The organism is Leptospira sanjuanensis, from assembly GCF_022267375.1.
Classification (GTDB): Bacteria; Spirochaetota; Leptospiria; order Leptospirales; family Leptospiraceae; genus Leptospira; species Leptospira sanjuanensis.
In genome coordinates, this window is record NZ_JAIZBH010000001.1 from 3563949 (window position 1) to 3576429 (window position 12481).

The following is a 12481-nucleotide window of genomic DNA, read 5'->3' on the forward strand; positions in this document are numbered from 1 at the left end:
AAATGAAAACCGACGGATCTTTACAAAACTTCGAACGATTTCCGAAAGGAAACCGGAATTTAACGCGAAACGGCAATCGATTCGGTCGCAGATTCAACCTTTTGCTGCGCGCGGCCTTCATTACGATTTCATTGTTTTTTCTCGCAGTAAACTGCAATAAAAAAGAATCCATTTCGGTTTTGGAAATCCGGGATCTTACGGAAAAAGAAAACCTCGTCGAAGCGCTTCAAAAAGCGGAAGCGAATCTGAAACTGAAAGGAGACACCGCGGAACTTTTGTATGTGCGCGGTTGGATTCGGTATCTTCAAAAAAATCAAAACGCGGCGATGAACGACTTCAAAAAATGTCTCGCGCTCGATCCCAAATCCCTGGATTGCAAACGCGGCCTCGGACTCGTATACGAATCCAATAAGGATTACAAAGAAGCCGAATCCACGTATCGGGAAGCGCTGATTCTCGCAAAAGAAAAAAGTCCGGATTCGGAAGCGTTACTCCACGAAAACTTAGGAACCTTATATCTTCGGCAGAATCTAAGAAAAGAAAGTTTAAGCGAATTCCAAAACGCGATTTCCCTTTCGGATAAAGGGGACGCCTATTACGGTTTCGGTCTTTGTCTGATTATGGAAGGAAACAGCGAAGGCGCGATCGCTTCTTTGGAAAAGGGAATTTCCAAGCCGTTCCGTGCGAAACCGTTCCAATCCGAATCGCACTTTTTGTTGTCGAAATTTTATTTTGAAAAAAGAAAAGACCCCGTCAAAGCGGAAGCCGAAATCAAAAAAGCGATTTCGATTTTTCCTCTTCACAAGGAATATCTGGAAGCATTGCAGACTTATACAAAGGAAAGAATCAAATCCGGTCTTTGATTTTCAAACATGATAAAAGCCGTTTATAGACTCCTTCATCAACAGATCATCGTTCCGTTTCAGCAATCGCACGCTCCCGTAAAGGAAGTTTGTTTGGGAACTTCGATCGGACTTTTTTGGTCTCTCACTCCCCTGATCGGAATTCAGATGTATCTAGGATTGATCACTTGGGTTCTTCTCCGTTTGATCGGAATCCGATTTTATATGCCGATCGCGATCGCGATGATATGGATCACCAATCCGGTCACCCTTCCGTTCTTCTATTATATCTTTTACGTCACGGGAATCGCCGCCTACAATTTGTTAGGTTGGGATATGTCCGCCATGAACTTCGCGAAAATTTTGGAAGTCATCGACCATTCCAGTTCTCTCGAACTCTACGAAGGTTTGAAATATTGGAGCGCGTTTTTGATAAACGACATGGGCGCCCCCATGTTTCTCGGCGGATTTCTGATCGGAATTCCTTCCGCAATCGCCGGTTATCCTCTTACGAAATCGCTGCTCAACGGGTTTCGGGAAAAACAGGCGGAAAAGGAAGGAATCACGCTGGAACAATGGGAAGAGAAATACGTCCGCAAAGAATCGGATAAAAACCGCTCTTTTTGGAATATTCTCAAAAGCTAATTTAGATCGATCTTCAATTTTCTGGCGAGTTCTTCCGCGCTCTGATTGAGAATTTCCGGATTCGATTCGGCTTCCTTGATGAGCTTTACGATTCCTCGATTCAACGGCGCGGGATGTCCCATCACGTCGGCGAGTTTGATGACTTCTCCGTTGAGGGAATCGATTTCGGTCGGACGTTTTTGAACCAAATCCTCCCACATCGACGAACGCGCCTGCGGATCGATCTTTACCATTCCCGACGCGATTCTAAAAAATAAAAAATCCGGAAGATTCAAAATGATCGGCGCAAGACTCGGTATCATTTTCCCCGAACGAACCGGTCGGATCTCCGCGAGCCTCATGATTTCGAGAGATTCTTTCATCAGCTTGGAAAGAATCTTACGATACCCGGGTTTTGAAATTTCCGTTTTTAAAGTCAGACCGGAAAGTGCGTTTAAGGAATTATTCAGATTGAAAATCAATTTTCCCCAGAGAATTCCCCCGATATTCTTATGCGTATTGGTCGGAAGTCCGGCCCGATTGAAAATACGAGCGAGAGAACGCGAAGTCTTTGAATCTTCGATCACGAGATTTCCGCTCGTCCCCCGGTGAAAATGTCCGTTCCCTTTTGAAACCACGTTGAAAGGAACCATTCCCGCCAAAACCTCCGCGGGTAAATTTCGCAATTCCTCGCGCAAAACCTCCGCGTTACGTACTCCGTTCTGAAAACTGATTACAACGGGCAACGAACCGGAAACGGAATGATTCTTTTGCCGTTTTTCCAAAATACCGCGAAGTTCCTGCGCGAGATCCTTCGTATCTTTGGATTTTACCGTCACCAAAAATACGTCTGCGGTAAAAACATCGGAAAGAGAAGTGGTAAACGGAATGGAAGCGGGGCTTAGTAAAACTTCGTGATTCGTAAAATCGGTAATTTTCGCTCCGTAGGTTTTGAGTTCGTTTCGAATTCTTTCCCTACCGTACAAGATCACTTGATTTCCGGCCGCTAATAACCGGCAGCCGAGATAGGTTCCGATGCTTCCGGAGCCCAAAATTGCGAAGGAAAATCCCATAAGGATAGGCATCAAATCCGAATTTGCTATTTAATTCTACAACTATACACAGTTAGTCGGTAAAAAAAAAAGGACTCCGCGCCCAAACGCGGAATCCTATCTTGTACGGTTACTGGAATTTAGGAAACGATTCTTTTTATTGATTTGCCTTCGCGTTGGAAGCCATAGAGAGGAAATATCCTTCTACGTCATACCAAGTTTGTCCGGAAAGCAGGGTGTTGGAAGCTTGCAGGTGATCCACACCGGTCGTAAAAATACCGTAAGAAGGACCGCCTTTCCAAGTTCCCCATTTCTGAGAAGTTGCAGGAACCAGTCCATCATTGTCTCCGCCTTGTCCGTTGAAAACTCCGCCCGCCCAGCAAGCAGGATAAAGAATTCCCATCAGAGGATGCTGAATCAGATCCGGAATGGTAATCGTAGATCCGTAAGAGAAATACTTCACCGCAGAACTGTTCGGAGTGTAGCTGTTGAAGGAAGCCATTCCGCTGGTAGTCAAGGACTTCAGAGCCTTAACAGCGTCTTGTTGTCCTCCGCCGTAAACCAATTGAACCACAACTCCCAGAACGGAAGATACGAAAGGCTGAGCCCAGCTTGGGATTACAGCGTTTACGATATCCGCGATCGGAGATCCTCTATGAGGAGAATTCAAAGAAGTCAGGGTGGAAACCTTGCCGGACATTCCTAAATTGGAAACCATATAACGGCTGTCCAATCCGCCTTGCGAATGTCCGATGATATGAACTTTAGTAAAACCGTTAGCCGCCATGTAGACGTTTACTTTATCTCTAAGTTCCGCGCCTCTTGTCTCATTGGACTGAGCCGCCGTTTTTGTGGGAGCGTAAACGTTTGCACCTTGATTTCTCAAGTAAGTGTCCATTCCACCCCAGTAGTTTACGATGCTGATTACTCCGCTGGAATCGGTTCCCCATCCGAATAAACCGTGGGAAAGTACGATCGGATAAGAACCGGATAAAGGCTTCGAAGAAGACCCTCCGCCGGAAGCCATTAAAGAACCAGTCAATAGGAAACTCATTACGATCAATAAGCTTAATTTGCGCATTTCAAATACCTCAACTCTCTTCACTATTCTTCTATTTTATTTCTTTTCGAAATTCGCTTCGGTCTTCTTCGCTTGTAGTGTTTGATACACCGAAGTAAGAATTTAAACAAAGAGAATTCTCTGTCAAGAGGATTCGTAGAAAAAAGTTCATCTTTTTAATAACGAATGTTATTTCATTATCTTAGGAACATTCCGATCGTTTTATAAAACTCAATCAATTCCAATCCTGTCTAAAACCGTCTCAAAACGGCAAAATTACGCATTCTATCCATAACGAACGATATATAACCAAATATCATGACTGAACTATAGAATGACACATAACGGAAGCATTTGACGTATCTCCAAAAGTTGCTCATTTTTCTGGAAAAGATCTATTCCGCGAGTGATATATATCAACTACCATTCGGACAATTTATGATTTCATTTTTGGGTCGATCCGTTTGCATTTTCAGAATGAATTCTTCCATTCAAATTCATTTCTTGGGAGCGGCGGGAACCGTGACCGGCTCCAAATATCTGATCGATACGGGTAAGACTAAGATCCTGATCGATTGCGGCTTGTTTCAGGGGCTTAAGGAACTTCGGTTATTGAATTGGGCGCAACTGCCCGTCCGGGCTTCCGAAATCGATTTCGTATTATTGACTCACGGCCACTTGGATCACGTAGGTTATATTCCGAGACTTGTCAAACAAGGCTTTCGAGGAAAGATTTTCGGAAGCGCTCCTACGCTGGAAATTACGGAGATTATTCTCAAAGACTCCGGAAAAATTCAGGAAGAAGAAGCCGATCGCGCCAATCGGGGAGGATATTCCAAACACAACCCCGCACTTCCATTGTACGATCTTAAAGAAGCGATCGCTTCCCTTTCCTTTCTGTATCCGATCGAATTGGATCATTGGAAAGATCTTGGAGAAGGCGTTCGCGTGCGATTGAAATACAACGGGCACATACTCGGTGCGACCTTTATAGAATTGGAAGTCTTCGGCAAGTTGTTCGTTTTTTCCGGAGACATCGGCAGACCGAAGGATATTCTTTTGTATCCTCCCAATCGTCCCGAACAAGCGGATTATATTTTTACGGAAAGTACGTACGGCGATAGGATTCATCCTTCCGATCCGGAAACGGCACTGCTGGAAATATTAAACGATACACTGAAGAACGATGGAACCGTTATTCTTCCCAGCTTTGCGGTGGAAAGAACGCAGAGCCTCATGTATCTTCTTTGGAAATTTAAATCGATGGGAAAAATTCCGAACGTTCCCATGATTCTAGATAGTCCTATGGGTCGAAACGTCTTTGAAGTTTTTCAAACTCATACGAAATGGCATAAACTTTCTTCGATGGAATGTTCGCAGATCTGGGAAAATTTTCAAAAAACGGAATCGATCAAGGAAACGTATAAACTCGCGGAAAACCGCGCTCCTAAAATCGTAATCGCCGGCAGCGGTATGGCGACCGGCGGTCGAGTTCTCACGTATCTTCAATATTATTTGGGAGATCCGAATTCGACGATTCTTCTATGCGGTTTTCAAGCGCTGGGAACCAGAGGAAGACAACTGCAGGACGGAAATCCTGAAATCAAAATCTACGGAAGATTCTACGATGTGAAAGCGAAAGTCCGCTCCGTGGAAGGATTATCTTCCCACGCTGATCAAAGAGAGATTCTGGAATGGCTTGGAAATTTAAAACGAAAACCCGAAAAGGTTTTTATCGTTCACGGTGAAAAAGGCGCATCCGATACGCTTCGAGTAAAACTCAAAGACAGTCTTCGATTCGAATGCGAGGTTCCTAATTTGTTCGATATAGTCGAAATCAAACTCTGAGAGATCATGTCCGATAAAAAAGAAAAACTCACGCTTAAAAATTTAGGAATCGATACGAATCAAGAATACGTCGTATTTCTCCGAAGAGATTGTCCCGCCTGTAAATCGGAAGGGTTTATCGCTCTCAATCGCGTTCAGGTAACCGTAGGCGATCATAAAATCATCGCTTCGCTTAACATTGTCGACAACAAGATTCTCCCGATCGGACAAGTCGGGCTTTCGGAAAGCGCGTGGAAAGCGGTTGATGCAAAAGAAGGAGATACGGTTCTTCTTTCGCATCTGAAACCCGTTTTGTCCTTACACGACGTCCGATCGAAGATTTACGAAAATCGTCTAAACGAAGATTCCTTTGAAAGAATCATCCAGGACATCAAAGACGAAAAATATTCCAATATCGAAATCGCATCCTTTATTACGGCGTGTTCCGGCGATCATCTCAATTTGGACGAGATCAAAGCGCTCACCAAAGCGATGATTCGAACCGGTTCCGTTTTGAAATGGGACAAACACCCGGTCGTCGACAAACACTGCGTAGGCGGACTTCCAGGAAACAGAACGACTCCTATCGTAGTTTCGATCGTGGCCGCAGCCGGTTTAACGGTTCCGAAAACTTCTTCACGCGCGATTACTTCTCCGGCAGGAACGGCGGACACGATGGAAGCGATTACGAACGTGAATCTGAATCTTAACCAAATGAAATCCGTCGTCGAAAAAGAAGGCGGCTGCATCGTATGGGGAGGTTCGATCGGCTTAAGCCCCGTGGACGATATTCTCATCCGAGTCGAACGCGCCTTGGAAGTGGATAGCGTTGGACAAATGATCGCTTCGGTATTATCGAAAAAAGCCGCAGCCGGTTCCTCGCACGTAGTGATCGATATTCCCATCGGTAAGACCGCAAAAGTTCGTACGGAAGAAGATGCAGAAAAGTTAAATTACTATTTTACGGTCGTCGGGAAGTTCGTCGGCCTGAAAGTCAAGGTGTTGATATCGGACGGTTCACAGCCGATCGGAAGAGGAATCGGTCCGTCTCTCGAAATTAAGGATTGTATCAGCGTTTTAAAAAACGAGGCGGATTCTCCCTCGGATCTGAAACAAAGAGCTCTGACGATCGCCGCGGCCATGCTCGAGTTCGCGGCGCCGCACCGATACAAAAACGGAATTCAATCCGCTCTTGAAATTTTAGAATCGGGAAAAGCATGGGAGAAGTTCGAACGTATCTGCAGAGCGCAAGGGAATTTTAAGGAACCTTCTCCCTCTAAGTTTCAATTGGACGTCGTCGCTCAGTCTTCGGGAGTCGTTTCCGAAATCGACAATCGAAAGATCGCAAAGGTGGCTCGGCTCGCCGGAGCGCCTAACAGCTCTTCTGCGGGAGTGTATTTTCTTTCCCCGTTGGGAAAAAAAATCGAAAAAGGAGACGTGCTTTATACGGTTCATTCGGATTCGGAAGGAGAATTAGAATACGCTTTCGATTACTTGAATACTCAAAACGGAATCATTACGATTCAATAAAGGAGTTTATGAAACGAATCCTAATTTCATTTCCCGAAAACGAAGCCCTTACAAAAAGAATTTCGGAACGATCCGGCTTAAAGGTCGGTAAAGCCGAGTTCGGAAGATTTCCGGACGGAGAATCCAAATTTAGAATCGACGAAGAATTAGCTGAAACGGAAATCTACGTCGTCTGCTCCTTAGATCGCCCCGATACAAAGATCGTCCCGCTTCTCTTTTTCTGTGAAACGGCAAGGTTGCTCGGTGCCGAAAAAATTCATCTCATAGCGCCTTATCTATGTTATATGAGACAAGACAAAGTCTTTCATCCCGGAGAAGGCATCAACGCCCGCTATTTCGCATCCTTGATTTCCCGTTACGTGGATTCGGTTTTGACGATCGATCCTCATCTGCATCGAATTCACAACCTAGAAGACATTTTCAGCGTAAAGGCGACGACCTTACACGCGACACGGCTCTTTGCGGATTATATCCGCAAGAACGTCAAAAATCCGATTTTGATCGGACCGGACAACGAGAGCAGTCAATGGGTTAGCGAAGTCGCGAAAGAATCCGATTCTCCGTTTACGATTTTGGAAAAAAAACGCAAAGGGGACCGCGACGTGGAAGTAAGCGTTCCGCAAATCGAAACGTATCGAAACCATACGCCGGTTTTGATAGACGACATCGTTTCCACGGGAAAAACTCTGCTCAAAACGATCGCACATCTGAAAAATGCCGGAATGCAGGCCCCCGCTTGTCTTTGTGTTCACGGAATTTTCGCGGACGATTCTTATCAAGAATTGATCGAAAGCGGAGCGAATCCGATCATTACTACGAATACGATCGATCACGTAAGCAATCGTATCGATATAAGCGCACTGATTGCGGAGAATTTGTTTTAACCGTTTCGATGATCTGGAATCGGATGCTCGAGCTGGATGCGGATTTTTTTTGCGTGAGAATTACTCGGATCGAGTTGATCCACTTTTTCCAAAAGTTTTACCGCGATCTCCTTCTTATGAATGAACAGATACGATTCGGCGAGATGAGCCACATTGTTCAGGAATTCCGGTTCACGGAGTAATACGCGCTCCCCTAACTCCACCGCTTGACGAAAACGTTTCATCCTTTTGTAGATCAAAGAGGCGGTAAACATCGCCTCCACATCCTCGGGGAAATCGGAAATCAATTCCTCGAATAAATTAAGCGCCTCTTCGTATTTGCCGATTTTATAATATATCTTCGCGAGTTCCTTTTTAAACGCGGGAGACATCGTCTCGTCTTCCAACTTGTTCTTCAGGTTTTCGAGATGATACAAAGCGTGTTCCCAGTTCTCCGCTTGCAGATACTTTAGATACGTTTCGTCCGGAAAAACGAAGGATTGAATTTTAGGTGCGCTTTCCAGTCGAACCGGTTCTTTGAGATAGGTCATCTTTACGATGCTCAGATCGTCCGTAAGTTCTCCGTAATTCCGAAGTCCTTGTACGAGTAAACCGAGATCGCCTCTGGCCTCATCCACTCTTTTTAAGAATTGCGATTCGTCCTCGTTGATCAATCTTGTCCCGTCCGGATCGACTCCGAGCAGCAGGTCGTCTCGTCCGTCAGAACCGATAAAAATCGTATCTCCTTTTTCCAAAAGGAAGATTTTCACTTTCATCTTGCTTTCCAGACCGGTGATTCCTATCTTTCTAAGTTCCAATTTGTCCTCGATAAAGGAGGAGACGCCGTCGCGATATAAAACCGTCCAAGGGTGTTCTGCATTCAAAAAATAGAATATTCCGGATTCTAAATCCACGAGACCCAGGACTACGGAAATCAGCATCGATCCGTCGAACGATTCGAAGATGTTCTGAAGCTCCAAAAAACATTCCTTCAACCAGAGTTCAGGCGGCTTGGATCGATACGAACTAACGTTCTTTGTCCTGGAAACGAAAGATCTGAAAACCACCCCTAACACGAGTGCGCCTCCCGCGCCTTGAATCGACTTTCCCATCGCGTCCCCGTTTACGAGAACGAGATATTTCCGATCCTTCAAAACGATCTCGTCGGCGATGATAATGTCCCCTCCGATTTCCTTTTTCCATTGTTTGAACTCGAAATGTTTTTTCTGACGGCTGAAACCTTCCACGGAAATCGATTCGTTCTGAATCTTATAACGATTCAACGGATCCAATAATAAAGAAGTCAAAAAGTAATCCCCGTCCTGCTGAATCTTCAACTCCTGAATCTGATTCAGAGTATCTTCCAATTGTCCCGTTCTTTCTCGGACTTTTCGATCCAAGTCCAGATTCAATTCTTCCACTTCGTTGTGAACCCTGAGAAATCGGTTCGCGAGAATGAACACGATCCCTAATTCGAAGGTAAAAAATCCATATTTTAGAAGTCCATAATTTTCTAAATAAGGAAGGAGCTGCATAGACCCCACAAGATCGGTGATCGCGGATACCAGAAGAATGATGAATCCGGCGAATAACCGAACACTGTCCTGGTTCCTTTGGATCAAGGAGCGGATCATAACGTAAAGCGCGTACGACGCAAAGAGAAAGATCGAATACTGCCAAGCCTGAAGCAATAGAACGGAAATCGCACGATTGCAAAACGGAATCAGGGACGTAAGCGCAAAGGCAAAGAATTGATAAAATCTAGACACGGAACCGATCTTCGATTCGAAGAACGTATCCAAAAACAAAAGAAAAAAAGTCGGAATGTTGAATACGACCATATACTCCAATTTCATTTGGAGGACCGGATCAAGGTTGAGTTCGTAAACGGCGTTGCTTCTCAGATAAATGTATATCGCAAGCAACATCGAAAAAAGACCGAAGAAGAGATTGTATTTCTCCTGTGGACGTTTGAAATAAAATAGGAAATGATAGAACCCGACGAACAGATATAAAAACGCGAGCATCAAAGTCGATCGTTCGGATAAGATCGACGCGTTACGCGACTGCAAATCGATCATCGGAGGAACGGAATCGAAACTCGCGTACGCGTCGAGTTCCTCGCCCGGATCGGAAGACAAGATCAGTCGGACTTCGTTGCTTCCGACGCGAACTTTGTTTTCGGGGATCGGAAAGATCACGTGTCTTTTAAATCCGTTTTTGACGATTCTTCCTCCAAAGACCAGTCCCCCCTCTCCTATCTTTTCTCCGTTGAAATAAATTTCATACGCGTTCGTAAGAAGGGGAAAGTGGATGGAAAGTCCGTCGACGGAAAGAGCGTTCAGATCCTGCGCGGAAATATCGAACACCTTTAACAAGGTTACGGTCCGCGTAAAACCTTCGGGAAACGAAAAGGAACGGACGGTATCTTTCGGAATCGGAAGAGACTTCAATTCCTTCCAGGAAGAATTCTCGATCGGAGCGGCAAGATTTTTTCCTTCCGTAATTTTCCAATCCTTCGTCAATTGGATCGGAAATGAAAAGATAGGCGCGCTTATCAGAAAAAAAACGCATAAGAGGATGCGATTATAAAAACGTTCGGTTCTGTTTTGAAAATCGGAATCCACCGTTATTTGCCGCCAGCCCTTTGATAGAAGAAATCCTTCGTTTGGCAATCAATATTAAACGGAAATAAAAATAATTGATCGAACCTCGATTCGGCGGAAAGGAAGAACTTGGAAGAATATTTCACTTTTTTAATGTTAGGTGAAAGTTTCTTACATCAAGATTAAAACGAATCCTAAAAAATCTCGTTCGATCGAACGTCCGAGTTTTACGATCACTCCATCACGATCGTTATATCGACTCGGCGATTTTTTTGTCTGCCTTGAACCGTGGAATTATCCGCGATCGGTTTCGACTTTCCGTATCCCTCATAGGACATTCTTTTTTCCTCAAGACCCTGTTTGTCCCGGAGTTCTTTCAGAACGGAAAGCGCTCGTTCTCTGGAAAGTTTCCGGTTGTATTCTTCCCCGCCCGAATTGTCCGTATGCCCGCTGATCCGTATTTCACGGTCGCCGTATTTTTTGAGAACGGACGCGATTCTTTCTATTTCTTTCTTTGCCTCTTCCTTCAACTCGGAACTGTCGTAATCGAATAGAACCGAATTCAACGAAATGGCGATGCCCTCTTCCGTCCTGCGAATCTCCACCGGCGGTCCGGAAGGTTTTTCGTTTTCCGGCCTCGCGCGATTCTCCTCTTCCTCGGGCCATTGCAGAGTATTACGGGGGGGCTTTTTGCCGTTTCGTTGCGGATCACCGTTCGATTCGATTCCGGTTGGAAGTTCGCTTTTCAGAATCTTGCGGATCTCTTCGGCGAATTTGTCCTTATCGTTATCGGTTAATTTTACGTTTTTATTATATACTCCGTGAATATCGAAGGACATTTCCTGAGCCATACCGTTCGCATAAACGAACGTATACGCGAGTTGGACCCGTTTGTATTGGGGAAGTCCTTGTTCGCGGTCGAAGAACACCATCCCCCTCGCGAACCCGTAAATTTTAAACGGAACTCCTTCCTGATTCGTTTGAGAATCATAGAATAACGTATAATTGTATTCGATCCGATCTCCTTTGCCTGAAAGTTTTTGAAACGCCCACTCGTCGATTCCGTGATACTTATATTTTGCAAGAACCGTGATCATTACTCTTCCGCCCGGAAATTGAAAACTTTCCGTAGCGGGTTGCGTCCATTCTTCCCCGATTACAACCGGCTTTTCGGAAAAACTCGGAAGCGAACGCAGATTGGGCATGCTGTATTCCTGAGGCACGCGGTATTGACCGAGTTCGGTGATTTGAAATCTGCTCTTGAACGTTTTGTCTTTTCGAAACGCAGGATCGACTTCGGGGAAACGTGTGTATGTGTCGAAAAATCCTTCGAGCATACAAGCCTTGTTCTCGCACGAAAGAGTTTGTAAAAGAATTCGATTCTTATCCTCTCGTTTGATTTTTCTTCCCTGACTTACCAATTGAACGCGATGATATTCGTTTAACTCGACGTTCTCGCCGGGAACCAACTTCCATCGAAAAAGAATCTTTTCCGGTTCTTCGGAGGCAAGAGACAAGGAATCAAAAAACAAAATTAGAACGGCGATACGAAACGTCGTCGAGAGGAAACCTCCGGAGAAGTTTTCGGATTTCGAATGTCTGTGCGGAAGTTTCCCCATAGTTTTAATTTCGTAAGATTTTAGGAAAACATAAGGAAAGTGTAAAAAACTTTCCGAAAAATACGCCATTCGGACGAAAATTAAAATCGGAGTCCCGATTCGTTTCGGGAGAATTCTATGGAAGCGAGACTCGTTTACGTCACCGCAAAGAACGAAAAAGAAGCCCTTAAAATCGGAAAAACCTTAGTCGAAGAACGATTGGCCGCTTGTGCGAACATTCTTCCCAAGATGAAGTCGGTTTATCACTGGGAAAAGAAACTCGTCGTGGATAACGAAACCGTTCTAATCCTAAAAACGAAAAGCGAATTGATGACCGAACTCACTCTTCGAATTAAATCCTTACACAGTTATTCTGTTCCATGTGTGGTTAGTCTTCCGCTTTTGGAAGGAAACCGCGATTACTTTACGTGGTTGTTCGGCGAAGTGATTTCGGAATAACAGATTCAAAAAAGGTTATA

At 44.7% G+C, this 12481-nt stretch carries 10 protein-coding genes; 6 read left to right on the top strand and 4 right to left on the bottom strand.

The features are described from left to right. Positions 1 to 2: 2 nt before the first annotated feature. Both LFX17_RS16160 and LFX17_RS16165 read left to right on the top strand, forming a co-directional pair. Positions 3 to 863: a tetratricopeptide repeat protein gene (locus LFX17_RS16160; RefSeq protein ID WP_238731141.1), complete on the top strand. Its 861-nt coding sequence runs from the start codon at positions 3 to 5 to the stop codon at positions 861 to 863. 9 nt (positions 864 to 872) lie between these two features. Next, a complete protein-coding gene (locus LFX17_RS16165) occupies positions 873 to 1487 on the top strand; it encodes a DUF2062 domain-containing protein (protein ID WP_238747327.1) in 615 nt (204 codons plus the stop codon). Here the strand turns inward: LFX17_RS16165 and LFX17_RS16170 are convergent. After that, positions 1484 to 2539: a 2-dehydropantoate 2-reductase gene (locus LFX17_RS16170; RefSeq protein ID WP_238747328.1), complete on the bottom strand. Its 1056-nt coding sequence runs from the start codon at positions 2537 to 2539 to the stop codon at positions 1484 to 1486. The genes LFX17_RS16165 and LFX17_RS16170 overlap by 4 nt on opposite strands. Positions 2540 to 2675: 136 nt before the next feature. Then, positions 2676 to 3599: a lipase family alpha/beta hydrolase gene (locus LFX17_RS16175; protein ID WP_238731145.1), complete on the bottom strand. Its 924-nt coding sequence runs from the start codon at positions 3597 to 3599 to the stop codon at positions 2676 to 2678. A 456-nt stretch (positions 3600 to 4055) separates the two neighbouring features. Between LFX17_RS16175 and LFX17_RS16180 the strand changes: the two genes are divergently transcribed. The 3 genes from LFX17_RS16180 to LFX17_RS16190 are packed head-to-tail and all read left to right on the top strand — an operon-like array spanning position 4056 to position 7819. Then, positions 4056 to 5426, top strand: a complete 1371-nt coding sequence (locus LFX17_RS16180) for an MBL fold metallo-hydrolase RNA specificity domain-containing protein (RefSeq protein ID WP_238747823.1) — start codon at positions 4056 to 4058, stop codon at positions 5424 to 5426. Positions 5427 to 5432: 6 nt separating this feature from the next. Then, a complete protein-coding gene (locus LFX17_RS16185) occupies positions 5433 to 6935 on the top strand; it encodes a thymidine phosphorylase family protein (protein WP_238747329.1) in 1503 nt (500 codons plus the stop codon). Positions 6936 to 6943: 8 nt separating this feature from the next. Beyond that, positions 6944 to 7819 carry a ribose-phosphate pyrophosphokinase gene (locus LFX17_RS16190; RefSeq protein ID WP_238747331.1) on the top strand — a complete coding sequence of 292 codons (876 nt, stop codon included), beginning with the start codon at positions 6944 to 6946 and terminating at the stop codon, positions 7817 to 7819. Here the strand turns inward: LFX17_RS16190 and LFX17_RS16195 are convergent. Both LFX17_RS16195 and LFX17_RS16200 read right to left on the bottom strand, forming a co-directional pair. Beyond that, on the bottom strand, positions 7816 to 10380 hold the full coding sequence (locus LFX17_RS16195; protein ID WP_406600710.1) for a SpoIIE family protein phosphatase: 2565 nt from the start codon (positions 10378 to 10380) through the stop codon (positions 7816 to 7818). The genes LFX17_RS16190 and LFX17_RS16195 overlap by 4 nt on opposite strands. Positions 10381 to 10637: 257 nt before the next feature. Beyond that, complete coding sequence (locus LFX17_RS16200; protein ID WP_238747333.1) at positions 10638 to 12023, bottom strand: OmpA family protein; 1386 nt, start codon at positions 12021 to 12023, stop codon at positions 10638 to 10640. A 117-nt stretch (positions 12024 to 12140) separates the two neighbouring features. On the opposite strand from LFX17_RS16200, the gene cutA reads away from it, so the two are divergent. After that, positions 12141 to 12461 (top strand): divalent-cation tolerance protein CutA, encoded by a 321-nt coding sequence (gene cutA, locus LFX17_RS16205; RefSeq protein ID WP_238747334.1) that lies wholly within the window; start codon positions 12141 to 12143, stop codon positions 12459 to 12461. The last annotated feature ends 20 nt before the right edge of the window (positions 12462 to 12481 follow it).